Source organism: Amycolatopsis sp. NPDC047767 (assembly GCF_040704195.1).
Taxonomy (GTDB): Bacteria; Actinomycetota; Actinomycetes; order Mycobacteriales; family Pseudonocardiaceae; genus Amycolatopsis.
In genome coordinates, this window is record NZ_JBEYSJ010000016.1 from 1 (window position 1) to 22,241 (window position 22,241).

Below are 22,241 nucleotides of genomic sequence, written 5' to 3' on the forward strand. Positions count from 1 at the left end.
GGCGAATAACCGGGGGGGGGGGGTGGCGGCCGCGGGCGTGGGGCCCGCCGCCCCCCCCCCCCCCCCCGCCCCGCCGCCTCGGGCGGGGCCCCCGGGGCCGGGCCAACGGCTCGACGCGCTGGTGACGTGCGCGGCCATCTACGGCGAGACGATGCGCCTCGACGAGCTGCCGGAGTCCGAAGTGGACGCGGTGCTCGGCGTGAACGTCAAGGGCACGCTGTGGTGCATCGGCGGCGCGCTGCCGTTCCTGCGGGGCCACGACGCGCGGGTCGTCTGCATCGGGTCCGTGGCGGGCAAGGTCGGCGGCGTGCTCGCCGGCCCGCACTACGTGGCCAGCAAGGGCGCCGTCCACGCGGTGGTGAAGTGGCTCGCGAAAACCGAGGCCCGCAACGGGATCGTCGCCAACGCCGTGGCGCCGGGCGTGGTGGACACGGACATGATCGTGGGCAAGGGGTATTCCGACGACTACAACCCGCTCGGCCGGCTCGCCCGGCCCGAGGAGATCGCGCGCGTCGCGGCCTTCCTGGCTTCGCCGGCGGCGAGCTACATGACGGGTGCGGTGGTCGACGTCAACGGGGGTTACGCGATGGGCTGACGCCCCGCGGAAGGAGGTCCACTGTGGACAAGACAGGCTGCGCGGTCGTCACCGGGGCGGGCTCCGGGATCGGCCGCGCCTGCGCGCTGCGCCTGGCCGAGGACGGCCGCGCGCTCGTGCTGCTCGACTCCGACGGCACGGCGGCCGAGCGCACGGCCAAGGAACTCTCCGTTCCTGCGGCCGCGTTCGCGGTCGACGTCACCGACGAGGAGGCCGTGGCCGACGCGGTGCGCCAGGCCGTCGACCGGTTCGGCCCGCCGAAGGTGCTGGTGAACGCGGCGGGGATCATCATCCGCAAGAAGCTGCTGGAGTCCACTGTGGGCGAGTGGCGGCGGGTGCTCGACGTGAACCTCACCGGGTACTTCATCCTGCTCAAGCAGGTGATCCCGGCGATGGCCGCGGGGGGCGGCGGCTCGATCGTGCAGATCGCGTCGATCGCCGGGCACACCGGGTACGGCTTTTCGTCCTACACGGCGGCGAAAGGCGGGGTCCTGGCGTTGACGAAACAGCTGGCCGCCGAGCTGGCCGCGGACGGGATCCGCATCAACTCCGTGAGCCCCGGCGTCGTCCACAGCGGACTGAACCGGGACACGCTGGGCAACGAGAACATCCGCGCGGCCACGGTGGCCAACACGCCGCTGGGCCGCATCGGCGAGCCGGACGACATCGCGCGCGTGGTGGCGTTCCTGGCCGGGCCGGGCGCCGACTACGTCACGGGCACCGACCTGGTCGCCGACGGCGGCATGATCAGCACCATCCACTGGGGATCGGCCGGGGGCGAGCTGCACAGCTTCCACGCACAGGAGCGCTGATGTCGAACTTCGCCACGATCCTCGACCACAACACCGGCCGCTACCCGGACAAAGTGGTGCTCAGCCAGGGTTCGCGGTCCTTGACCAACCGCGAGCTGCTCACCCGGGTCGACGCGCTGGCGGCCGGCCTCACGGAGCTGGGCATCGGCCGCGGGGACATCGTCGGGCTGCTGCTCTACAACCACCTCGAGTTCCTGGAGGCGGTGTTCGCGGTGAACCGGATCGGGGCGGCGTTCCTCCCGCTCAACTACCGGCTCTCGCCCGAGGAGTGGCGCTACATCCTGGAGCACTCGGGTGCGGTGGCGCTGCTGACGGAGCCGGAGTTCCAGTCTGCTGTGGACACTCTGCCGTTGCCCGGCCTGAAACAGCGGCTGCTGCTCGGCGGCAGTGCTTCGGGCTGGACGTCGTACGACGATCTCGTGGGCTCGCACCTCGGCCGCACGGTGACGCCGGCGTCGGTCGGCGCCGGCGACCTGCAGCGGCTGATGTACACGTCCGGCACGACCTCGCGCCCCAAGGGCGTGCAGATCACGCACGGGAACCTGGCGTGGAAGAACCTCGGCCACCTCGTCGAGTTCGGCATCACCGCCGACGACGTGACGCTGGTGTGCGGGCCGCTCTACCACGTCGGCGGGTTCGACCTGCCCGGCGTCGGCACGCTGCACGCGGGCGGTTCGCTGATCGTGCTGCGGAAGTTCGACGCGGCCGAGGTCGTGGACACGATCGAACGCGAGCGTCCGACCAACATCTGGCTGGCGCCGTCGATGATGAACGCGATCCTGCAGCTGCCCGACATTCTGGAACGTGACACGTCGTCGATCCGGTTCATCATCGGCGGCGGGGAGAAGATGCCGGTGCCGCTGGTGGAGAAGATCCTCGCCGCGTTCCCGAAAGCGTGGTTCTCCGACGCGTACGGCCTCACCGAGACCGTGTCGGGCGACACCTTCAACGACCCCGAGCACATGCTGGCGAAGGTCGGTTCGGTCGGACAGCCGGTGGTGCACCTGGAGGTCCGGATCGTCGACGAGGCCGGTGCGCCGCTGCCGATCGGCTCGATGGGGGAGATCGCGTTGCGCGGGCCCAAGGTGAGCATCGGGTACTGGCGCGACGAGGCTGCGACGGCCAAGGCGTTCCGCGACGGCTGGTTCCACACGGGCGACGTCGGGCGGCTCGACGAGGACGGCTACCTGTACGTCGAGGACCGCAAGAAGGACATGATCGTGTCCGGCGGCGAGAACATCGCGACGCCCGAGGTGGAGCGGGTGCTGTACGAGCACCCGGACGTCGTCGAGGCCGCGGTGGTCGGCATGGGCCACCCGCGGTGGGGTGAGGTGCCGCAGGCGTTCGTCGTGCTGCGCCCGGGTGCGGTCCGGGACTCGGCCGCCTTGGTGGCGTTCTGCCGCGAGCGGCTGGCGAAGTTCAAGGTGCCGGCGGAGCTGGTGTTCCTGGACGAGCTGCCGCGGACGCCGTCGGGCAAGGTGCTGAAGAGGGATCTGCGCGGATGAACGAGTTCGACCTGACGGGCAAGGTCGCCTGGGTCACGGGCGCGGGCAAGGGGCTGGGCCGGGCCATCGCGGTGGCGTTGGCCGCGGCCGGGGCGACGCTGGCCGTGACGTCGCGGACCGAGGACGACCTGACATCGCTGGCGGCGGAGATCGGTGGCGCGCTGGTGCTGCCGGGTTCGGTGTCGGATCCGTCCTTTGCGGACAGTGCGGTCTCGCGGATCGTCTCCGGCCACGGGCGGTTGGACGTCTGCGTGACTGCGGCCGGGATCAGCCCGACGTTCCGGCGCAGCGAGCAGGGCAGCGACGACGACTGGGCGCGCGTGCTCGACGTGAACCTGTCGGGCACCTACTACTGCGCCCGCGCGGCCGGACGGCAGATGCTCACGCAGGGGGCGGGTTCGATCATCACGGTGTCGTCGGTGCACGCGCGCACCGGGTTCGACCGCATCGCCGCGTATGCCGCGAGCAAAGGTGGAGTCGAGGCGTTGTCGCGCGTGCTCGCCGTGGAGTGGGCGCCGAAGGGTGTCCGGGTGAACGTGCTGGCGCCGGGTTACTTCCACACCGATCTGTCGGAGGGGCTCGTCACGAGCAAGTGGGGCGAGCGGATCCTGGCGAACATCCCGCAGAACCGCGTGGCCTCGCCGCCGGAACTCGGTGGTGCGGCGGTGTATCTGGCGTCAGACGCTTCTTCGTACACGACCGGCTCGACGCTCACCGTGGACGGTGGCTGGACGGCATAAGCGCCGGTTCCGGGGCGAGCACGAAGTCTTCGCGGCGGAAGACGCCCTCTCGGAAGAAGGTCCGGCGTGCGGTGGGCTGGCGGCCGGGCGCGGTCACCACGAGGTCCACGAACTGCTCCGGCAGCCCGCCGACGGCGAAGGCACCCTCGTCGTCGGCGGTGGTCCGCACGAGCTGGCGGCCTTTTCCGTCGGTGACGGTGAGGATCGCGCCGCCGACGCGTTCTCCGGTGGTGGAGCGGACGGTGCCGATCAGCATGGGCACGAGCTCACCGAAGCGGTGGCCGTGGGTCGGGAGGGCCGTGGGCTGCGGCATCTCGAGCACGGGATCCTCCACGGGTGGCTGGGTTTCCTGCCTGGTCTTTTGCCGCACCCACAGCGCGTGGCCCACGTTGAGGGCGATGCCGAGCGCGAGCCAGGCGCACAGCACCAGGACGTGCCCGGCGACGCCGGCGCCGTGGAAGTAGAAGACGCCGCGCAGTGCGTCGTTGAGATTGCCCATCGGCAGGATCGGGTGCAGCGCGCGGTACAGCGCGGGCTGCATCTGCGGCGGGATGATGCCGCCGCTGGACGCCGAACTCAGGATGACGAACAGCGTGACCGCCACGCCGGGGAAGAACTGCTTGAAGATCGGCACAAGTCCTTGGGAGACGAGGGAAACCACGAGACTCGACAGGAACGCGAGCGGAATCGCGACCGGGTCGCCCGGGATCACGTCCATGGCGCGGGCGATGAGGAAACCCGCCACCGACAGGAACGCGGCCCAGCCGACGAACGTCGCCATCCGTGCGCGACGGCTGAGCCCGACCGCCCGCAGCAGCATCATGACGACGAAGTAGCTCGGCAGGCCCCACGCGATCAGCAGGTAGAACAGCCCGTTGCCCAGCGGGTCGCCGGCCACGGTGGGGGCGAGGTCGACGACGGCGAGCTTTCCGCCGGTCAGCGGGGTGAAGGTCTGGGTCAGCAGGGACTGGAGGGTGAAGCCGTTGGCTTTGGCGACGTAGAGCACGGGGTGCTGTGGGTCCGGCGCGAAGGCCCCGCTCGTGGCGCGGTCGAGCACGGCTCGGCGGGCCGCCTGCGCGTCCGGGACCGCGACGACGTGGAACCCGCCGGGACTCATCTTGTCGAGCTGGCTTTGGACCCGAGTCGCGGCGGGTGGGCCGGCGACGGCCACCGGCACCTCGTGCGGCTGTGGCCGGTGGAAGGCGGCCAGGTAGACCACGGCAAAACCGAGAAAAAGGACAACGGGGAACCAAAGGTTCTCGGCGAGGGTGCGGGTGATCGAGGGTTTGGCCAGTTCTTCCGCCATGGCCGGTACGTTATCTTGCAGTACTGCAAAAGTGCAGTAGTGTAAGAAAGATGACAGAGGCGGGACTCCGCGAGCGCAAGAAGGAAGCAACACGTCAGGCGATCCGCGCGGCGGCCGTCGCGCTGTACCGCTCGCGCGGGCCGCACGAGGTGACCGTCGACCAGATCTGCACCAAGGCCGGCGTCTCGGCGCGCACGTTCTTCAACTACTTCGACAGCAAGGAAGCCGCGGTCTTCTCCCTGGCGCTCACCCCCGACGGTGTCCGCTCGGGCGTCGCCGCACGCCCCGCCTCGGAACGTCCACTCACGACCCTGCGCGCGGTCTTCACGGAACGCTTCACCGAGGCCACCGCCGACCCCACCTTCGGCGAGCGGGCTCTGATGCTGCGCGAATACCCGGAGCTGTGGGGCCGGCTGGCGCACGTCAACAAGCTCGTCGAGCAAGCTGCCCTCGAGTCCATCGCCTCGCGCACGGGCCTGCCCGCCGACGACCTCTACGTGCGGCTCACGGTGGAGACCGCGTTCGCGGCGAACCGGGCGGCGTTCAAATGCTGGTACCCGGGGAGCGACCCGGACCTGGTGGCGCTGCTGAACCAGGCGATGGACGCGCTGGCCTCGGGCCTCGAACCGCCGCGTTGATCAGCCGGGGCCGGGGTTTCTCCGGCCCGACCCTTTGTTGCTGGGCCAACGGTGATGCGCCTGCGCGCCGCAGGACCGGTCAGGCCGGCGATCCGAGACCGTTCGCAATGCCGCGCCAGGTGGTGGATGTCGGTGCCGAGGCTTGAGCGGCCCCGTTGATCAGCCGACGTCGAAGGTCGTGCCCGTCAGTTTTTCCGACCACGTCCACAGTTTGGCCGCGCGTTCGGGGTCCCGGTCGACCTTGACGGCCGTCTTCGGCACGGGGCGGCCGACGCCGCCGCGGGAGGGGCCGTAGAACTGGCCGCCGGTGGCTTGCGGGTCGACGGCGGCGCGGACGGCGGGCCAGGCGCCGCGGTCCTTGCCCTGGGTGATGGGGGCGAACAGGCGCATCAGGGGCTTCGGGTCGGTGATGCCGTCGCGGCGCGGGCTGGCGCTGCCGAGGCTGAAGCCGGGGTGGGCCAGCACGCAGGAGACCTTCGAACCGGCGGCGCGCAGCCGGCGGTCGAATTCGAAGCCGAAGGACTGCACGGCGTGCTTGGACTGGGCGTAGGCGCGGAACTCGGAGTACTTGCGTTCGGTCTGCAGGTCGTCGAGGTCGAACGGCTGCAGCCGGGTGATCAGGCTGCCCATCGGGACGACGCGGGCGCCGGACGCCGTGAGCACCGGCATCGCGAGCGCGGTGAGGGCGAAGTGGCCGAGGTGGTTGGTGCCGACCGCGAGTTCGAAGCCCTGTCGCGTCGTCCGGCGTTTGCGGCCGGGGGAGGTGGAGCCGGCGTTCTCGATCAGCCCGTCCACGCGGCCCAGCCGGTTGAGTTCCTCGGCGGCCTCCGCGACGGACTCCAGGTCGGCCAGATCCAGGCGGATCGTGCTGATTTCGGCGTGGGCGTGGTGGTTCTTGATCGCCTCGGCCGCCGTTGCCAGCCGCGCCGGGGTGCGGCCGAGGATCACGACGTGCGCGCCGGCGCCGGCGAGCTGTTCGGAGATGAAGTAGCCGATCCCCGCGTTCCCGCCTGTCACGGCATAGGTGCGACCGGACAGATCGGGCAGCGCTTGGGGGTTCCAGGACACGTTCGCTCCTCGGGCTCGGGCCGCGTGCAGCTTAGCCCGGTTGATCGGGTCCGAGAGCTGCGTGGCCGGGCTTGGTACGGGCGCGGATGCCGGGAACTCCCGGTGCCCGGCATCCGATCGCCCGTCTGTGCGGCGCCGGGATCGCCGCCGAACCGAACGGTACTCAGCCGAGGAGCTTCGCGATCGTCTCGGTGATCGGTGTCGTCGGGCGGCCCAGGAGCTTCGCCAGGTCGCCCGGGGTGCCGGCGAGGCGGCCGCGGGTGATGGCGGCGTCGACGTCGACCAGGATCGTCGCCAGGAACGCCGGCACGCCGGCGCCGGTGAGGATCGCTTCGAACTCCCCACCGGGGACGGTGGTATGGACCACCGGGCGGCCGCCGAGCCGCGCGAGCTCTGCGGCGAACTCGCCGTAGCTCCACGCGGTGTCGCCGCTGAGCTCGTAGGCAGCACCGAGGTGGCCGTCGGTGCTCAGGACCGCGGCGGCGGCCCCGGCGTAGTCCTCGCGGGCCGCGGTGGCGATGCGCCCGTCGGCGGGGACGCTGTTCGCCACGGCGCCACGGGCGAGCGAGCCGGCGACGTCGGGGACCGCCATCTCGGAGTACCAGTTGTTGCGCAGGAACGTGTACGGCAGCCCCGAGTCGAGGATGCGCTGCTCGGTCGCGCGGTGGTCGTCGGCGAGGGTGAAGTCGGCGTCCGGGCCGCCGAAGACACCCGTGTACGCGATCTGCGCGACGTCGGCGGCCTTCGCGGCCTCGATGACGGCAGCGTGCTGGCCGACGCGCTTGCCCAGCTCCGTGCCGGACACCAGCAGCACGCGGTCCCCGGCGCCGAACGCCCCGGCCAGCGTCTCGGGCCGGTCGTAGTCGCCGACGTGCACCCGCACACCCAGGTCGGCCGCCTTCTCCGCGCTGCGCGCCACGGCCGTGATCTCACCCGCGGGCACACCGGCCGCGAGGAGGTCGGCGACGACCTGACGGCCCAGCAGCCCGGTGGCGCCGGTGATGACGATGCTCATGTTCTTCCTTCGGGTCGGTGGAACTTCCGCCGCTCACCGTAGGACCGTTACTCTCTCACGGAAAGTACCCACTTCAGAGTAAGGTACTGGTGTTCGAGTAACCAGGAGGGTGACATGACCGAAGCACTGCCCGAGGCGCCCAACGTCAACCGCGCGACCTGCCCGTCGCGCATCGTGCTGGAACACGTGACGAGCCGCTGGGGCATCCTCGTGCTCGGCGCCCTTCTCGAACGCTCGTACCGCTTCAGCGAGCTCCGCCGCGAAATCGGCGGCGTGAGTGAAAAAATGCTCGCCCAGACCCTCCAAACCCTCGAACGCGACGGCTTCCTCAACCGCGACGCCAAGCCCGTCATCCCACCCCGCGTCGACTACTCCCTCACCCCGATGGGCCACGAGGCCGCCGAACAGGTCCGCAGCCTGGCCCGCTGGGTCGAACGCCGGCTCCCGGCCGTCACGGACGCCCGCGACGCCTACGACGAGGCCCGCGCTTCCTGACCCACGCGGCGACCGGTCGGCTCGCCGAGGTGCGGCGGTGTGAGCTGCGCGCCGGCCGGCTGGGTGCCCTCAGCCACTGCGCTGGTGCGGTGTGCTGCTGCGGTATTGGGAGGCTAGCGCGCGGGGCAGGGTTACCCGCATTTCTTGACGCGTGAGGACTCGCGCGGCGAACGGTCGCTTCGCCGGGGCGCAACGGTGCGAGCTGCGCGCTGGCCGGCTGGGTGCGCTCAGCCACCGCGCTGGTGTGGTGAGTTGCTGCGGCGCTGGGAGACCACCACGTGGTGCCGAGTCGCCCGCGCTTCGTGGCGCGTGAGGACTAGCCCGGCGAGTGGTCCGCTCGCCGAGGTCTGGGGGCGCGAGTTGCATGCAGGCTTGGCGCGCTCAGTCATTGCGCGGGCGCGGTGCGCTGCGGCGGCGTGGAGGAGACCACCGCGCGGCGCCGAGTCGCCCGCCCTTCGTGGCGCGTGAGGACTTGGCCGGGCGAACGGCCCCTTCACCGAGGTGTGGCGGTGCGCAGGTCGGCTGGGTGCGTTCAGCCATTGAGCAGGGGCGTGAGCTGTTGCGGGTGTCGGAAGGCCACCGCGCGCCGGATTGCTCGCGTATCTCGGGCATGAGGACCTGCCCGGCGGAGGGTCGGCGTCGCGAGGCCGCTTCACGCGACGCGGCTCCGGGTTGTCTGCGCGTCCTGGCTCGTGAGTGCCGGAGCTTGGCCCCGGCGCTCAGGCGGCGAGAGTCAGCTGGTCGGCGTGGTGCTCGTCGTCTCCGGGGGCGGCGTGGTGGTGGTGTCCGAGCCCGTCGAGGCGGACGAGTCCGAGGACGAGGGCGACGGCGTGGTGGTGGTGGTCGTCGTCGAGCTGGACGGGGGGGTCGAGTCGGCCGGAGGTGTCGAGCTGCTGGACGGCGGGGTGGAGCTGTCCGAAGACGGCGGGGTGGAGCTGTTGGCCGGTGGTGTCTGGCTGGAGTCCGACGGCGACGTGGTGCTGGTGGCCGGCGGAGTCGTCGTGGGGGAGCCCGGCGTCGTGGACGGCGGGAGCTGCGAGGGGGAGCCCGGCGGGGTGACCACCGGGGGCGGCGGCGGGACCGGGTCGCCGAGGGGGCTTCCGGCGGCGGCCGCGATGGCGCCCGGGCCCGGGGGTGCGCCGATGGGGACCTGGCTGTCCGGCAGTGGCGACACGCCGCCGCGGTAGGCGGCCGCGTAGGCCATGACCGTGTCCACATAGGACTGTGAGTTGTTGTAGCGCCGCACGGCCACGCGCTGCATCGCGTCGCTGGAGAGGTCCAGGCCGCCGGAGCACAGGTAGCGCGCCGTGGCGAGGGTTTCGTCGTAGATGTTGTTCGGGTTGGACACGCCGTCGCCGTTGCCGTCTGAGGCGTAGCCCGCCCAGGTCGACGGGATGAACTGCGTGGCGCCCACGGCGCGGTCCCACAGCGCGTTGCCGTCGTACCTGCCGCCGTCGGTGTCGCGGATGGCGGCGAACGGGCCGGAACCGTCGAGCACCGGGCCGAGGATCGGCTCGAGCGTATTGCCCTGCGCGTCGACGTAACCGCCGCGCGCGTGGTTGGACTCGATGCGCCCGATGGCCGCGATGAGCTGCCAGTCGAGGTGGCAGCCGGGCTGCTCGCGGGACATGATGTCGGCCGCGTTCTGGTACGCCTTGAGCATGCTGCCCGGAATCCCCAGTGGACCGGACGGCGTGGCCGAACCCGTGCTCACGTGGAAGCCCGGCACGGTCAGCGGCATCGGGGTCGGCGGCTGCGGCAGGCTGCCGTCCACGGCGACCGGCGGGAGCACGATGTTCGGCGGGAGCCAGGGCGAGGCCACCGGCGGCAGCGAGGTGCCCTCGGCCGTGGGAGCCGGGGCGGCGGCGAGCGGAGTGGGCAGACCCGACGCGGCCATCGTCGGCAGCACCACGAGCGCGCCACCCGCGAGGGCGGCCGCCGCCTTGCCGCGCACAGACTTCCGGCGTGGCCGGTGTTTCGCCATCGTCGCTCCCCGTATCGCCTTTCGGACCCTCTCTTCCGTCAAGCTAGTCGAAGACGGCCGCCTTTTGTGAGTGCCTGCGCCAAATCTGTCGGGACGGCGAGGTCTTGTCCACCCACACTAAATCCGTAGTTGGCCGATCGGACATTTTCACCGGGGTTTAACAGGAGGTGCGGATCGGTTTTTTGCCGACTGCGCCGAATGGAGTAATCGCGCGAAGCACCGGGCCAGTGGATCACTGCTGTACGCGCCGAATGCCGGGATCGGTTCGTAGCCTTCCCGCTGGTAGAAACGGATCGCGTCCGGCTGGCGGACACCGGTTTCCAGCAGCAGCCGCGTGATGCCGCGCGACACGGCCTCCTCTTCGAGCGCCCGTAACAACGCCGTCGACACGCCGGTGCCGCGCGAGGCCGGCACCACGTACATCCGTTTGATCTCCGCCTCGTCCGGCCCGAGTAGCCGCAGGCCACCGCAGCCGACCGCGGTGCGGTCGGACCACGCGATGACAAAAACGGCCATACTTTCGGCGGTGGGCGCCGGACCGGCTTCGTGGTCGCTGGTCGCGTACCGGGTGTCCAATTCGGCCCGTTGTGCCGCCCGCAGCGCCACCGCCTCCGGCGCGTCCCACTCCGAACGCAGGATCTCGATCACCGGCACCCCCAAAATTTCACGCGTGGTTTCGGAACAAGTGTTACCGTAACCGATGTTACGGAAAGGAGGCCCGCGTGCCAAGACAGCGTGACGTCGATGCCCAGCGCGAGCTGCTCTCCGGCGCGGTGTGGCAGGTGCTGGCCGCCGACGGGCTGCCCGGCCTCACCGTGCGCGCCGTCGCCGAGCGCGCGGGCTGCACCACGGGCCTGGTCATGCACGCGTTCCCGACCAAGCGCGCCCTGCTCCTGCACGCCCGCGACCTGCTGCACCAGCGCACCGCCGAACGCGCCGACGCCACCGAAGCCACCGGCGGCCCACCCACCTCGGTGCTGCGCGACGTCCTCTGCCACGCCGCCACCCTCACCGACGAAGCCGCCGACGAGGCCCGCGTCTGGGTCGGCTTCCTCGCCGCCGCCCTGGCCGACCCCGAACTGGCCGACCGCCACCGCGCGCACAACCGCTCGTTCGTCACCCGCGTGACGCGCCTCGTGGGCGCCTGCCGCCCCCGCTGGGCCCACCCCCGCCGCGAACGCACCGCGAAACGCCTCATCGCCCTGGTCGAAGGCCTCAACGCCCTCACTGCCGCCGACCCCACCACCTACCCACCGGCGATCCACCGCGACGCGATCGCCGCCGCACTGCGCGAGCTCGACAACTGACCGGGGCGCGGGCCGAGCCGCCGCCGCGTTGCGCGAGCTGGAAGCCGGCTGGTCAGGCCGTCGGCCCGAGCTGCGTGGGGTTGGGGGTCCGAACCGCTGCCGGGTTGGATGCGGCCACCCGCTCGAATCACCACCGCGCCGCGCGAGCTCGAAAACCGATCAGGCCATGGACATTGCCGTTGCCGGGTTGCGCGAGGCTGCGGGTTCGAACCACCGCCGTGTTTCGTGTGCTGGAAATTGCTGGTCAGCCGCTCAGCCGAGTCGGCGCCGGGGTGAGGCCGCCCGCTCGACCCGCCGCCGCGCTGCGCGAGCGCGATCACTGATCAGGCCGCGGGCCGAGCCGGCACAGGGGTGAGGCTGCCAGGCCGAGCCGCTGCCGCGTTGCGCGAGTCGGAAACCAGCGGGTCAGGCCGCCGGCCCGAATCGCCGTCGGTATTCCGACGGGCTCAGTCCCGTGTGGCGCCGCAGCTGGGCTCGCAGGTTGGCGGCCGTGCCGAAGCCGCAGTCGGTGGCGACGCGGTCGAGGCGCAGTTCGCCGCGTTCGAGCAGGCGGCAGGCGAGGCTCACGCGCTCCGTCGTCAGCCAGGCCAGGGGTGTCGTGCCCAGTTCGCCGCGGAATCGTCGGTGCAGTGTCGCCTGGCTGGTCGCGGCGTGTGCGGCCAGGTCCGCGACGGTCAGGGCCCGGTCGAGGTTCCCGCGGGCCCACTCCAGCACCGGCGCGAGCGAGGCGTCCGGCACGACGGGCACCGGCCGTTCCACGAACTGCTGCTGGCCGCCGTCGCGGTGGCCGGGGAAGACGAGCCGCCGGCTGACGGCGTTGGCGATCTCGGCGCCGTGGTCGCGCTGGATCACGTACAGGCCCAGGTCCATCGCCGCCGCGCTGCCCGCCGCGGTCAGAACCGTGCCTTCGTCGACGAACAGGACGTCGGGCTCCAGCCGCACGTCGGGGTAGCGCGCGGTGAACTCGGCCGCCCAGCGCCAGTGCGTCGTCGCGCGCAGCCCGTCGAGCACGCCCGCCTCGGCCAGCGTGAACGCGCCCGTGCAGAAGCTCATCAGCCGTGCCCGGCGCGCGTGCGCCCGCCGGATCGCGGACAGCACCGCGGCGTCCGCCGGCACGTGCGGGTCCGGCCGGTTCGGCACGATCACCGTGTTCGCCTCGTCGACCGCGGCGAGCCCCGCGACGCCCGAGAGCGTGAACATCCCCAGGTGCATGCCCACGCGCTCGTGCGCCGAGGCGAGCGCGAACTCGTACCACTCCCGCCCGAGCTCCGGGCGGCGCAGGCCGAACAGCTCCGTCGCGACGCCCATCTCGAACGGGTTCGAGCCGTCGTCCACGACCATCACCACACGGTGCGAGGATCCTTGCGACATGTGCTATTCCTAGCACTCCCGGCGGCCGGGCGACAGGACGACGATCGATCGCATGAACCAGCCCATCGATCTGCAGACCGTGCTCGACGGCTTCGACGCCGTGTGGAGCCCGCGCATCGTCGCGAACATCAACGACTACGACGTCCGCCTCGCCCGCTTCTCCGGCGAGCACGTGTGGCACGTCCACGAGAACACCGACGAGTTCTTCCTGGTCCTCGACGGCGAGATCGCGATCGGCCTGCGCGAACCCGCCGGCGAGCGCGTGGTCACGCTGGGCCGGGGCGAGGTGTTCGTGGTGCCGCGCGGGACGTTCCACAAGCCGTCTTCGAAGGAGGGCGCGGCCGTGCTGCTGGTGGAGCCCGCGGGCACGCTCTCGGTCGGCGACGAGCACGACGAGGTGCCCGCCCATGTGGACGTGACCGTCGGCCACCGCGTGGAAATCGCCTGATCACAGCTTCCAACAGCTGAGTTTCAGACTGAGACGGCGTACTCTCCCGTCCATGAAACGGACTTCCTTCGCGCAGTGGCCGTGCTCCATCGCGCGGACCATGGATCTGCTCGGGGACTGGTGGACGCCGCTCGTGCTGCGCGACGCGTTCTACGGCGTCACGCGCTTCGACGAGTTCCAGCAGGCGCTCGGCATCGCGCGCAACACCCTCGCCGACCGGCTGCGCCGGCTGGTCGACGAGGGCCTGCTGGAGAAGGTGGCCTACCAGACCGAGCCGGTGCGCTACGACTACGTGCTCACCGACAAGGGCAAGGACTTCTTCGGGGTCCTCATCGCGATGACGGCGTGGGGGGACCGCTGGCTCGCCGGTGAGGCCGGCCCGCCGATCACGACGCACCACGAGAAGTGCGGCCACGACACGCACGCCGAGGTCGTCTGCGCGCACTGCGGCGAGCCGCTCACGGCCGAGGAAACGCGGATGCGCCGCGGCCCCGGCTTCCCCGAGAAGATCGCGCACCGGCCCGACGTCGAGGCGCGCTTCGCGAAGCAGGAAGCCGCGGGCTGACGCGCCCCTCGCGTTGACACAAGGGTCTCACTACGAAACTATCGTGGTCAGAGGCACCTTGACGGTCGAAGCTGAGGAGGCGCACCACGATGGAGTGGACCGGCGCGCGGTACGCGGACAAGCCCACGGCCGAGGCGGCCACGTGGATCGACGGCACTCCCGAGGCGGTGTGGCCGTTCGTGTCCGACGTGCAGCGCATGCCCGAGATGAGCTCGGAGCTCCAGCGCGTCGAGTGGTGCGGCGGGGCGACCGGCCCGAAGCTCGGCGGCTCCTTCGTCGGCTACAGCAAGCACGACGCGCTCGGCGAGTGGTCGACGACGTCGTTCATCGTCGAGTACGAGGAGCCACGCGTGTTCGCGTGGGCGGTGGCGGACCCGGAGACGCCCACGGCGACCTGGCGCTTCACGCTCGAACCCGAGAACGGCGGCACGAAGCTCACGCAGTGGATGCAGATGGGGCCGGCGCGGTCGGGCCTGTCGTTCGCCATCGACCGCATGCCGGACAAGGAGCAGAAGATCGTTTTCGTGCGCATGCGCGAGTTCGAGAACGCGATGATCGCCACCGTCGCGGCGATCAAGGACCGCGTCGAGGCGGCGCGCTGATGCGCACCGCGACCACGATCGAAGGCTCCGGCGGCTGGGCGGAGACGCTGGAGTTCGTGCTGGAGGCTGAAAAACTCGGCCTCGACGTGTGCTGGGTCGCGGAAGCGTGGGGTTCCGACGCGCCGTCGGTGCTCGGCTTCCTTGCCGGGCGCACTTCGCGGCTGCAGCTCGGCTCCGGGATCATGCAGGTCGGCGTGCGCACGCCCGTCGCGGTGGCGCAGGCGGCGCTGACGCTCGCCGACATGTCCGGCGGCCGGTTCTCCCTCGGCCTCGGCCCCAGCGGGCCGCAGGTGATGGAGGGGCTGCACGGCGTGCCGTTCGCGAAACCGCTCACGCGGATGCGCGAGACGGTGGAAATCGTGCGCAGCGCGTTCGCGGGGGAGAAGATTTCGTTCTCCGGCAAGGCTTTCGAGATCCCGCTGCCGGGCGAGGCGCGGCCGATGCGGCTGTCGTCCAAGCCCAACGAGGACATCCCCATCCACCTGGCGACGCTGTCGCCGAAGATGCTGGAGCTCACCGGCGAAGTCGCCGACGGCTGGCTCGGCACCAGCTTCGTGCCCGAAGGTGCTTCGGCGTACTTCAGCCACCTCGATGCCGGTCTCGCGAAGTCCGGCCGCGTGCGCGGTGACCTCGACGTGTGCCAGGGTGCGGAAGTCGCGTTCGCTTCCGACGAGGACGAGCTGCGCACGATGGTGGGCTCTCGGAAGAAGGAACTCGCGTTTTCCTTGGGCGGCATGGGTTCCGCGAGCACCAACTTCTACAACGACGCCTACAGCCGCCAGGGTTGGGCCGACGTCGCCGCGGAGGTCCGCGACCGCTGGCAGGCGGGCGACCGCGACGGCGCCGCGTCCCTGGTGACGGACGAGATGGTGCTGGGCACCACGCTCATCGGCACCGAGGACATGGTCCGCGCCCGGCTGCGCGTCTGGCGCGACGCCGGCGTCGACACGGTCCGCCTCTACCCGTCAGGCGATTCGCTCGACGCTCGGTTGTCGACGCTCGGCCGTGCGCTGGACCTGGTGCGGCAAGTGGGTTGATCGTCCGGTTCGTCTGCGCGACCCCGGCCGTCTCCGGGATAGTGGGGCTCCCCGAACGAGGAGCCCTCCGATGCGCAAGATCGTGTCCACGTTGTTCGTGTCACTCGACGGCGTCGTCGAGGCGCCGGACCGCTGGTCGCTGTCGCACTGGACACCCGAGCTCGAACGCGTCGTCGGTGCCGGCCTGTCCGACGCCGACGCGATGCTGCTGGGCCGCGTGACCTACGAGGGCTTCGCCGAAGCGTGGCCCGGCCGCACGGACGACCCGGGCGCGGAGTTCATGAACAACGTCCGCAAATACGTCGCGTCCACCACCCTCACCGCCGTCGGCTGGCAGCACAGCACGCTCCTGCCACGCGACCTCGAACCCGCGCTCCGCGACCTCAAAGCCGGCACCGGCGGCACCATCCTCACCAGCGGCAGCGCGACACTCGTGCGCTGGCTGCTCACGCGCGGCCTCGTCGACGAGCTGGTCCTGCTGCAACACCCCGTCGTCGTCGGCGCCGGCCGCCGGCTGTTCCCGGCCGACGGCCCGCGCCTGGACTTCGCGCTGGAACGGTCGAAGGTGTTCGGCAACGGGGTGGTGCAGCTCGTCTACCGTCCTGCCGAGCCCCGCGGCTAGTTCACCTGGCGGTCCTGGCCTTCCCAGAACGGCTTGCGCAGCTTGAACTTCTGGATCTTGCCCGTCGCGGTGCGGGGGAGCTCGTCGAGGAAGTCCACGCGCTTCGGGCATTTGTAACCGGCCAGGTGCCCGCGGCAGTGCGTGATCAGGTCCTCGGCGGTCACGGGGGTGCCGTCGGTGACGACGAGGGCCGTGACGAGCTCGCCCCACTTCGTGTCCGGGATGCCGATCACGGCGGCCTCGCGCACGGCCGGGTGGGAGTTCAGGGCGTCTTCCACCTCGATGGACGACACGTTCTCGCCGCCGGTGATGATCACGTCCTTCTTGCGGTCGGCGATGGAGAGGTAACCGTCTTCGAAGCGGCCGCCGTCGCCGGTGTGGAACCAGTTGCCCTCCTGCACGCGGGCGGTTTCGTCCGGGTTCTCCCAGTAGCCGTCGAGGTTCATGTTCGACTGGACGAGCACCTCGCCGTCGGTGTCGATCGACACGCGCACGCCCAGCGCCGGCGCGCCCGCGCGGCCCAGGAGCTTGGCCTGCTCGTGGGCGTCGAGGTCCGCCCACTCGGAGCGGAAGCGGTTGACCGTGAGCAGCGGCGACGTCTCGGTGAGGCCGTAGATCTGGATGAACTCCCAGCCCAGCTCGGCGCGCACGCGTTCGATCGTGCGGGTGGGCGGCGGCGCGCCCGCCACGACGATCCGCACGCGGTCGCGGCCGGGGATCTCGCCGTCCCACTTCGCGGCGCCGTCGAGCGCCGCAGTGACCACGGCGGGGGCGGCGCACATGATCGTGACGCCGTGTTCCTCGACGCGGCGGAGGATCTCGGTGCCGTCGACCTTGCGCAGCACGATGTGGCGCGCGCCGAGGCCGGTGACTCCGTAGGGCATGCCCCAGCCGTTGGCGTGGAACATCGGGAGGGTGTGCAGCAGCACGTCGTTGTCGTTCAGCGTGGTGTGCAAGGCGAACGTGGTGGCGTTGAGCCAGAGGTTGCGGTGGGTCAGCTGCACGCCCTTGGGCCGCGCCGTGGTGCCCGAGGTGTAGTTGAGCGTGGCGGTGGCCGATTCGTCGGGTGTCCACGGCCGCGGTTCGCCGTCGCCGCCGAAGATCTGCTCGTCGTGCTCGCCGAGCACGAACACGTGCTTCGCGGTGACGGAGTCCAGCAGCGGTTTGAGCTCCGGGTCGATTATCACGACGTCGGCGCCCGAGTGCTCCACGATGTAGCGCACCTCCGCCGGCGCGAGGCGGAAGTTCACCGGCACCAGGATGCGGCCCCAGCCGGAAACCCCGAAGAACGACGTGAGCAGCCGCGCCGAGTTGTGCGAGACGATCGCGACCCGGCCGCCGACGGGCACGCCGAGCGCGTCGAGGTTCGCGGCCTGCGCACGGGCGCGGCGGGCCAGCTCGCGGTAGGTGATCGCGCCCCACGAGGCCGCGGGCTGGTCGGGTTCGTCCACCACCGCGATCCGGTCCGGGTACACCGTTTCCGCGCGGTCGAGGAAATCGCGGACAGCGAGGTCGTAGAACACGTGCCGATCCCTTCGCGTCGAACGGGCAGCGCTGCCCGTGCGGCGATGATGCCTTCGCGGTGACCACCCGGCCACCCCACAAAGAGGGTGCTCAGCCGAGCAGGCCGGCCGCGCGGGCCCGGTTCACCGCCTGGATCCGGTTGCTGACGTCGAGCTTGCGCATGGCGTGCTTGAGGTACGACTTGACCGTGTTGGGCAGCAGCCCGAGCCGCTCGGAGATCTCGTCGTTGGTGCAGCCTTCGGCCACGAGCCGCAGCACGTCGAGCTCGCGCGGCGACAGCGTGATCCCCGGCGGTGCTTCGGCCGGACGCAGGCGTTCGCACACTTCGAGCAGCCGCGCGCGGGCCTCGTCGTCGTGCATCGAACCGGCGATCGCGAGGAGCTCGGCGTGCAGGTCGTGGTGCTCGCCCGCCTGCGGCGTCGCAACACGGCGCCGGACTTCCTCCTCCACCTCAATGTCCCGCTCCAGCCGCGCGACGACGGCGCTCGCCGCGCGCAGGATCCGGTCGCCGAAGGTGATCGAGTCGCGCGTCGCCGCGTACAGCACCGCGCGTGTCGACGCGCCCACGCGCACCGGCAGCGCGACCATCGCCCGCAGCTGCTCCGGCGCGACGGCGCGGTCGTACTTGTGCGTGATGCCCTGCGCGTTGAGGTAGTCGATGACCGTCGACGGCCGCCCGAGCGCCACGGCCTTGCCGCCCAGCCCGGCGCCGGTGTCGACGCGCAGGTGCTGCAGCGAGCCCGTGGCCGTGCCGCGCAGCTGGTCGATCACGAGCGTCCGCGACCCCGCCGACACGGGCCCGCCCATCGTGACCGGCAGCCCGGTCACGCGCTGGAGCGCCTGCAGTGCGCCGGCGACCAGGGGACTGGCCGCCAGCGCGAGCCTGCCCGATGGCGTCATGGGCACCGTCCCTGGACCTGTCTCGCGTGACCTGCGGCTTTCGGCTTTGCCGAGGCGTCCACCGTACGTGATGCGTCGCGTTCGGACTACCGGTGTGGTTCCGTGGTGCGGTGGATTTCGACACCGTCGCCGATGACCTCTACGCGGGCGAGCCCGCGTCCTTCGTCGCGTCCCGCACCGCCGCGGCCCGGGCGGCCAAGAGCGAGGGCGACGCCGAGCTCGCCCGCCGCATCCAGGCGCTGCGCAAGCCGACGACCGCCGCCTTCTTCGTCAACCGCTTGGCCCGCGACGGCTCTCCGGCGCTTGCCGAGCTGTCCGACCTGGGCGACCGGCTGCGCGCCGCCCACGCAAGCCTCGCCGGCGACCAGCTGCGCGAGCTGGCGCAACGGCGGGCCGAACTGGTGCGCTCCGTGCTGCGCGACGCGCCGGACCTGAGCGACTCCGTCGCGCGCGAGGTCGAGGAGACCCTGGAGACGGTCGTGGCGGACCCGGCCGTCGCACGGCTCGTCCTCGCCGGACGGCTGACGTCGGTGGCGCACCAGGATGCGGACCAGTGGCTGTCGTTGCCGGCTTCTTCGTCGGCCTCGGCGAAGAAGAAGCCCGCTGCGGCGCTGGTTCCGGCTCCGTCTCCGTCTCGCGCGAAAAAACCCGCTCCGGCAAAGGAAAACCCCCGCCGCAAACAGGCCGACGAAAAGGCCGCCCGCGAAAAGTCCGAAAAGGACCGCGCCACGCAGGAACGCGAACGCGCCGCCCGCGAAGAATGGCAACGCAAGGCCTCCGCCGCCACCCGCGAACGCGCCGAAGCCTCCCGCACCCTCGTCCGCACCGAACGCATCGCCGAACAGGCCGACGCCCGCCTGTCCGAACTACGCGCCCGCCTGGCCGACGCCGAAGACCGCGCCGCCCGCGCCGCCGCCGACCTCACGGCCGCCCGCGCCGCCTTCGACAAGGCCGACGAGGCCGTGCAGCAGTTCACTCACAAGAGCACTTCGGCGAGCCGCCGGTAGCCAGTCAACGGGTCAGGCCCCAGCACGTGGACCCCGACGTGGTCGGCGCCGGCGTGGAGGTGTTCGGCCAGCCGGGTGTGGATGGCGGCGGGGGTGCCGTGGAGGACGAGGTCGTCGATGAGGCGGTCGCTGCCCTCGCCGGCCACGTCGGCGTCGGTGTAGCCGAGGCGGCGCAGGTTGTTCACGTAGTTGCGCAGGCCGAGGTAGGGCTTGTGCACGAACGGGCGCCCGACCGCGCGCGCCGCCACGGTGTCGTCGTCGACCACGACCTTGTGCTCGGGTGCCAGCAGTGCGTTCGGGCCGAGGATCGCCCGCGCGTGCTCGGTGTGCTGGGGCACGACGAGGTACGGGTGCGCGCCGCGCGTGCGCGTGGCGGCGAGTTCGAGCGAACGGTCCCCCAACGCCGCGAGCACGCGGGCTTCGGCGGGCACACCCTCGGCGTCGAGCCGGTCGAGATAAGTGATCATCTTCTGGTGCGGGCTCTGGTACGTCGTGATCGACTCGGGGTGCCCGACTCCGACGCCGAGCAGGAACCGCTCCCCATGGCGTTCGGCGAGGCGGTGGTAGGACTCGGCGATACGGCCGGCGTCGTTGGTCCACATGTTCACGATCGCGGTGGCGACGGTGATCCGGTCGGTGGCATCCAGGACTTCCTCGAAATAGGCCAAGTCCTCGACGGAGCTCGCGCCGATGCCGAACCACACCGTGGTGTAGCCCAGTTTTTCGGCTTCCACGGCCAGTTTCTTGCGGGTCTCGTCGTCGGTGGCGGGGCTCATCCACGCGCCGTACCTGCCGAGTGCTGCGGGCATGCCGGATCCTCCTCTACGTTTGTTATGTAGAGGACTGTAGCAAATATAGCGATCTCAGGACGCCAGGCGGCCCAGCCACTCACGCAGCATGGTCTGCTCGACAGGCGTCAGCTGGTCGCTCTGCTCGTCCAGCGCCGTCGAGAGAGCGACGGCCAGCACACCGACACTCGACCCCGCGTCGGCGGGCGCGTCGGTGATCAGCCTGGCCAGCAGGGCTTCGCGGACTTGGTGGGACATCTCCAGGTCGCGGGCGTCTTCGGGCTGGGCGATGAGGCTGAGCGTGACGCCGGAGTTGGCGGCCGCGATCTGCTGCGCGGCCTCGGCGGGGGCCACGCGCAGGCGGCCCTGGCGGGCGGCGCGCGTGAGCAGCTCCAGCAGCATCGCCTCGGCGCTGGAGGTGAGGGTGCAGGGGACACCGGGCTCGATCTGGCCGTAGAGCAGCACGTAGAAGGCGGGGTGGGCGAGGCCGTAATCCACATGGCGGTCCCAGCCCTCGCGGATCTGCTCGACCGGATCGGCGTCCGCGCGGTTTTTGTCGGTGCTCTCCACATACTGGGTGAAGCCGAAGTTGACCACCGCGTCGAGCAGTCCCTGCTTGCTGCCGAAGTGGTGGTACAGGGTCGGCGCCTGCACGCCGGCCCGCTCGCAGATCGCGCGGGTCGACACCGGTCCGACGGCCGCCGCGTCGAGCAGCTGGGCCGCTGCCAGGAGCAGCCGGTCCTTGGCGCTGGTGTTCTGGATGGGCATGTAACGAATGTAGCGCTTGACGAAGGGGAGAAGCGGATGCCGCTGGCCGACGAGATGCTCAACGACGGCGTCGTCAGGGGGTTGGTCGCCTCGATGGAGGCGGCGGCGCCCGGTGTCGCCTTCGGGGAGCTTCGCCGGGTCCGCCTGGGTGGGCTCGGGCTGCGGCAGCGCACGGACGCCGTGCGCGACGCACTGCTGGCCGACCTGCCGGGCGGCTACCCCGAGCTCGAAGACGTCGTGCAGCGGGCGCTGGCTGACGAGTCCTTCTCCGGCTGGATGATCTGGCCCGTCTCGGAGGCGGCTTCGGCGCGGGCTCTGCAGGACGGTGGGCCGGAAGCCTTCGACGCCGCGCTGGATCTGCTCGCGGCCCTGACACCACGGCTCACGGCGGAGTTCGCCATCCGCCCGCTGCTCGACGCCGATCTCGACCGCGCCCTGCCGAAGGTGCTGGCCTGGACCTCCGACCCGTCCGAGCACGTCCGCCGCCTGGCGTCGGAGGGCACGCGGCCGCTGCTGCCGTGGGCGCGCCGGGTGGGGGCGATCACCGCTCGGCCGGGCGTCACGGCGCCGATCCTCGACGCGCTGCAAGGCGACTCGTCGGCGTACGTGCGGCGCTCGGTCGCCAACCACCTCAACGACGTGAGCCGCGCGCGCCCCGAGGTCGCGGTGGCGGCCGCGGGCCGGTGGCTGGGCGATTCCGGTGGCAAGCAGACGCAGCAGCTCGTCCGCCACGGCCTGCGCACCCTGATCAAACAGGGCGACCCGGGTGCGCTGGCGCTCCTCGGCTTCGGTCCTCCTGACGGCATCACCTTCGAAGGCCCGCTGCTGTCGGCGCCCTCGGTGTCCATCGGCGACGAACTGGGCTTCACCGCCACCCTGCGCAACACCGGCGACTCACCGGCGAACCTGGTCGTCGACTACGTCGTGCACCACCGCAAAGCCAACGGCACCACCACGCCGAAGGTCTTCAAGCTCACCACCCGCGTCCTCGACCCGGGTGCCGAGCTGCTCCTGGACCGCACCCACTCGTTCCGCGTCATCACCACCCGCGTCTACCACCCGGGCCCGCACGCGCTGGAGATCCAGGTGAACGGAACCTCGTTGGGAAAGGCGGATTTCGAATTGCTGACGTGAAGCGAACGCT

Annotated in this window: 24 protein-coding genes; 14 read left to right on the plus strand and 10 right to left on the minus strand. The window is 71.2% G+C overall.

What is annotated here, in order from left to right:
• Positions 1–37: 37 nt before the first annotated feature.
• The 4 genes from AB0878_RS26775 to AB0878_RS26790 are packed head-to-tail and all read left to right on the plus strand — an operon-like array spanning position 38 to position 3,652.
• Positions 38–595 (plus strand): SDR family oxidoreductase, encoded by a 558-nt coding sequence (locus AB0878_RS26775; RefSeq protein WP_366582994.1) that lies wholly within the window; start codon positions 38–40, stop codon positions 593–595.
• 23 nt (positions 596–618) lie between these two features.
• Positions 619–1,407, plus strand: coding sequence for an SDR family NAD(P)-dependent oxidoreductase (locus AB0878_RS26780; protein ID WP_366582995.1), 789 nt, complete (start codon positions 619–621; stop codon positions 1,405–1,407).
• On the plus strand, positions 1,407–2,912 hold the full coding sequence (locus AB0878_RS26785; protein WP_366582996.1) for a long-chain fatty acid--CoA ligase: 1,506 nt from the start codon (positions 1,407–1,409) through the stop codon (positions 2,910–2,912). Before AB0878_RS26780 ends, AB0878_RS26785 begins: the two co-directional genes overlap by 1 nt.
• The gene (locus AB0878_RS26790) at positions 2,909–3,652 is read left to right on the plus strand and encodes an SDR family oxidoreductase (RefSeq protein WP_366582997.1); all 744 of its coding nucleotides are present in this window, start codon (positions 2,909–2,911) and stop codon (positions 3,650–3,652) included. Before AB0878_RS26785 ends, AB0878_RS26790 begins: the two co-directional genes overlap by 4 nt.
• Here the strand turns inward: AB0878_RS26790 and AB0878_RS26795 are convergent.
• Positions 3,624–4,958: a carboxypeptidase regulatory-like domain-containing protein gene (locus AB0878_RS26795; RefSeq protein ID WP_366582998.1), complete on the minus strand. Its 1,335-nt coding sequence runs from the start codon at positions 4,956–4,958 to the stop codon at positions 3,624–3,626. The two genes, AB0878_RS26790 and AB0878_RS26795, sit on opposite strands and share 29 nt — an antisense overlap.
• 50 nt (positions 4,959–5,008) lie before the next feature.
• Here AB0878_RS26795 and AB0878_RS26800 point away from each other — a divergent pair, with 50 nt between their 5' ends.
• Complete coding sequence (locus AB0878_RS26800; protein WP_366582999.1) at positions 5,009–5,596, plus strand: TetR family transcriptional regulator; 588 nt, start codon at positions 5,009–5,011, stop codon at positions 5,594–5,596.
• Between the two features lie 159 nt (positions 5,597–5,755).
• On the opposite strand, the gene AB0878_RS26805 is transcribed toward AB0878_RS26800, so the two are convergent.
• Together AB0878_RS26805 and AB0878_RS26810 are read right to left on the minus strand one after the other, a co-directional pair.
• Positions 5,756–6,664: an SDR family NAD(P)-dependent oxidoreductase gene (locus tag AB0878_RS26805; RefSeq protein ID WP_366583000.1), complete on the minus strand. Its 909-nt coding sequence runs from the start codon at positions 6,662–6,664 to the stop codon at positions 5,756–5,758.
• Positions 6,665–6,827: 163 nt separating this feature from the next.
• Positions 6,828–7,679 carry an NAD(P)H-binding protein gene (locus AB0878_RS26810; protein WP_366583001.1) on the minus strand — a complete coding sequence of 284 codons (852 nt, stop codon included), beginning with the start codon at positions 7,677–7,679 and terminating at the stop codon, positions 6,828–6,830.
• Positions 7,680–7,793: 114 nt separating this feature from the next.
• On the opposite strand from AB0878_RS26810, the gene AB0878_RS26815 reads away from it, so the two are divergent.
• Positions 7,794–8,174: a helix-turn-helix domain-containing protein gene (locus tag AB0878_RS26815; protein ID WP_366583002.1), complete on the plus strand. Its 381-nt coding sequence runs from the start codon at positions 7,794–7,796 to the stop codon at positions 8,172–8,174.
• Between the two features lie 733 nt (positions 8,175–8,907).
• Here AB0878_RS26815 and AB0878_RS26820 read toward each other — a convergent pair.
• Together AB0878_RS26820 and AB0878_RS26825 are read right to left on the minus strand one after the other, a co-directional pair.
• Positions 8,908–10,158, minus strand: coding sequence for a lytic murein transglycosylase (locus AB0878_RS26820; RefSeq protein ID WP_366583003.1), 1,251 nt, complete (start codon positions 10,156–10,158; stop codon positions 8,908–8,910).
• 147 nt (positions 10,159–10,305) lie between these two features.
• Complete coding sequence (locus tag AB0878_RS26825; RefSeq protein ID WP_366583004.1) at positions 10,306–10,812, minus strand: GNAT family N-acetyltransferase; 507 nt, start codon at positions 10,810–10,812, stop codon at positions 10,306–10,308.
• Positions 10,813–10,880: 68 nt separating this feature from the next.
• On the opposite strand from AB0878_RS26825, the gene AB0878_RS26830 reads away from it, so the two are divergent.
• On the plus strand, positions 10,881–11,465 hold the full coding sequence (locus AB0878_RS26830) for a TetR/AcrR family transcriptional regulator (RefSeq protein ID WP_366583005.1): 585 nt from the start codon (positions 10,881–10,883) through the stop codon (positions 11,463–11,465).
• A 405-nt stretch (positions 11,466–11,870) separates the two neighbouring features.
• Here AB0878_RS26830 and AB0878_RS26835 read toward each other — a convergent pair whose 3' ends face one another.
• Entirely contained in the window at positions 11,871–12,836 is a 966-nt protein-coding gene (locus AB0878_RS26835; RefSeq protein WP_366583006.1) for a helix-turn-helix domain-containing protein, read from the minus strand.
• A 52-nt stretch (positions 12,837–12,888) separates the two neighbouring features.
• Between AB0878_RS26835 and AB0878_RS26840 the strand changes: the two genes are divergently transcribed.
• From AB0878_RS26840 to AB0878_RS26860, 5 genes are all read left to right on the plus strand, one after another.
• Positions 12,889–13,284 carry a cupin domain-containing protein gene (locus AB0878_RS26840; RefSeq protein ID WP_366583007.1) on the plus strand — a complete coding sequence of 132 codons (396 nt, stop codon included), beginning with the start codon at positions 12,889–12,891 and terminating at the stop codon, positions 13,282–13,284.
• Between the two features lie 52 nt (positions 13,285–13,336).
• The gene (locus tag AB0878_RS26845) at positions 13,337–13,849 is read left to right on the plus strand and encodes a helix-turn-helix domain-containing protein (protein WP_366583008.1); all 513 of its coding nucleotides are present in this window, start codon (positions 13,337–13,339) and stop codon (positions 13,847–13,849) included.
• An 89-nt stretch (positions 13,850–13,938) separates the two neighbouring features.
• Positions 13,939–14,451 carry an SRPBCC family protein gene (locus tag AB0878_RS26850; RefSeq protein ID WP_366583009.1) on the plus strand — a complete coding sequence of 171 codons (513 nt, stop codon included), beginning with the start codon at positions 13,939–13,941 and terminating at the stop codon, positions 14,449–14,451.
• Positions 14,451–15,488, plus strand: a complete 1,038-nt coding sequence (locus AB0878_RS26855) for an LLM class flavin-dependent oxidoreductase (protein ID WP_366583010.1) — start codon at positions 14,451–14,453, stop codon at positions 15,486–15,488. Before AB0878_RS26850 ends, AB0878_RS26855 begins: the two co-directional genes overlap by 1 nt.
• 70 nt (positions 15,489–15,558) lie before the next feature.
• A complete protein-coding gene (locus AB0878_RS26860) occupies positions 15,559–16,110 on the plus strand; it encodes a dihydrofolate reductase family protein (protein ID WP_366583011.1) in 552 nt (183 codons plus the stop codon).
• Here AB0878_RS26860 and AB0878_RS26865 read toward each other — a convergent pair.
• The gene (locus tag AB0878_RS26865) at positions 16,107–17,633 is read right to left on the minus strand and encodes an AMP-binding protein (protein WP_366583012.1); all 1,527 of its coding nucleotides are present in this window, start codon (positions 17,631–17,633) and stop codon (positions 16,107–16,109) included. The two genes, AB0878_RS26860 and AB0878_RS26865, sit on opposite strands and share 4 nt — an antisense overlap.
• A gap of 91 nt (positions 17,634–17,724) precedes the next feature.
• Positions 17,725–18,534 (minus strand): helix-turn-helix transcriptional regulator, encoded by an 810-nt coding sequence (locus AB0878_RS26870; protein WP_366583013.1) that lies wholly within the window; start codon positions 18,532–18,534, stop codon positions 17,725–17,727.
• 110 nt (positions 18,535–18,644) lie between these two features.
• Between AB0878_RS26870 and AB0878_RS26875 the strand changes: the two genes are divergently transcribed.
• The gene (locus tag AB0878_RS26875; protein WP_366583014.1) at positions 18,645–19,541 is read left to right on the plus strand and encodes a hypothetical protein; all 897 of its coding nucleotides are present in this window, start codon (positions 18,645–18,647) and stop codon (positions 19,539–19,541) included.
• Here the strand turns inward: AB0878_RS26875 and AB0878_RS26880 are convergent.
• On the minus strand, positions 19,511–20,350 hold the full coding sequence (locus AB0878_RS26880; RefSeq protein ID WP_366583015.1) for an LLM class F420-dependent oxidoreductase: 840 nt from the start codon (positions 20,348–20,350) through the stop codon (positions 19,511–19,513). The genes AB0878_RS26875 and AB0878_RS26880 overlap by 31 nt on opposite strands.
• A 54-nt stretch (positions 20,351–20,404) precedes the next feature.
• On the minus strand, positions 20,405–21,097 hold the full coding sequence (locus tag AB0878_RS26885; RefSeq protein WP_366583016.1) for a TetR/AcrR family transcriptional regulator: 693 nt from the start codon (positions 21,095–21,097) through the stop codon (positions 20,405–20,407).
• 36 nt (positions 21,098–21,133) lie between these two features.
• On the opposite strand from AB0878_RS26885, the gene AB0878_RS26890 reads away from it, so the two are divergent.
• Positions 21,134–22,231, plus strand: a complete 1,098-nt coding sequence (locus AB0878_RS26890) for a DNA alkylation repair protein (RefSeq protein ID WP_366583017.1) — start codon at positions 21,134–21,136, stop codon at positions 22,229–22,231.
• The last annotated feature ends 10 nt before the right edge of the window (positions 22,232–22,241 follow it).

What these genes read in the sequence shown, in the direction of transcription:
- AB0878_RS26785 (WP_366582996.1), top strand. Translation starts at nt 1,407, where the DNA reads ATGTCGAACTTCGCCACGATCCTCGACCACAACACCGGCCGCTACCCG.
- AB0878_RS26790 (WP_366582997.1), top strand. Translation starts at nt 2,909, where the DNA reads ATGAACGAGTTCGACCTGACGGGCAAGGTCGCCTGGGTCACGGGCGCG.
- AB0878_RS26795 (WP_366582998.1), bottom strand. Translation starts at nt 4,958, where the DNA reads ATGGCGGAAGAACTGGCCAAACCCTCGATCACCCGCACCCTCGCCGAG.
- AB0878_RS26800 (WP_366582999.1), top strand. Translation starts at nt 5,009, where the DNA reads ATGACAGAGGCGGGACTCCGCGAGCGCAAGAAGGAAGCAACACGTCAG.
- AB0878_RS26810 (WP_366583001.1), bottom strand. Translation starts at nt 7,679, where the DNA reads ATGAGCATCGTCATCACCGGCGCCACCGGGCTGCTGGGCCGTCAGGTC.
- AB0878_RS26815 (WP_366583002.1), top strand. Translation starts at nt 7,794, where the DNA reads ATGACCGAAGCACTGCCCGAGGCGCCCAACGTCAACCGCGCGACCTGC.
- AB0878_RS26820 (WP_366583003.1), bottom strand. Translation starts at nt 10,158, where the DNA reads ATGGCGAAACACCGGCCACGCCGGAAGTCTGTGCGCGGCAAGGCGGCG.
- AB0878_RS26835 (WP_366583006.1), bottom strand. Translation starts at nt 12,836, where the DNA reads ATGTCGCAAGGATCCTCGCACCGTGTGGTGATGGTCGTGGACGACGGC.
- AB0878_RS26840 (WP_366583007.1), top strand. Translation starts at nt 12,889, where the DNA reads ATGAACCAGCCCATCGATCTGCAGACCGTGCTCGACGGCTTCGACGCC.
- AB0878_RS26845 (WP_366583008.1), top strand. Translation starts at nt 13,337, where the DNA reads ATGAAACGGACTTCCTTCGCGCAGTGGCCGTGCTCCATCGCGCGGACC.
- AB0878_RS26850 (WP_366583009.1), top strand. Translation starts at nt 13,939, where the DNA reads ATGGAGTGGACCGGCGCGCGGTACGCGGACAAGCCCACGGCCGAGGCG.
- AB0878_RS26855 (WP_366583010.1), top strand. Translation starts at nt 14,451, where the DNA reads ATGCGCACCGCGACCACGATCGAAGGCTCCGGCGGCTGGGCGGAGACG.
- AB0878_RS26860 (WP_366583011.1), top strand. Translation starts at nt 15,559, where the DNA reads ATGCGCAAGATCGTGTCCACGTTGTTCGTGTCACTCGACGGCGTCGTC.
- AB0878_RS26870 (WP_366583013.1), bottom strand. Translation starts at nt 18,534, where the DNA reads ATGACGCCATCGGGCAGGCTCGCGCTGGCGGCCAGTCCCCTGGTCGCC.
- AB0878_RS26880 (WP_366583015.1), bottom strand. Translation starts at nt 20,350, where the DNA reads ATGCCCGCAGCACTCGGCAGGTACGGCGCGTGGATGAGCCCCGCCACC.
- AB0878_RS26885 (WP_366583016.1), bottom strand. Translation starts at nt 21,097, where the DNA reads ATGCCCATCCAGAACACCAGCGCCAAGGACCGGCTGCTCCTGGCAGCG.
- AB0878_RS26890 (WP_366583017.1), top strand. Translation starts at nt 21,134, where the DNA reads ATGCCGCTGGCCGACGAGATGCTCAACGACGGCGTCGTCAGGGGGTTG.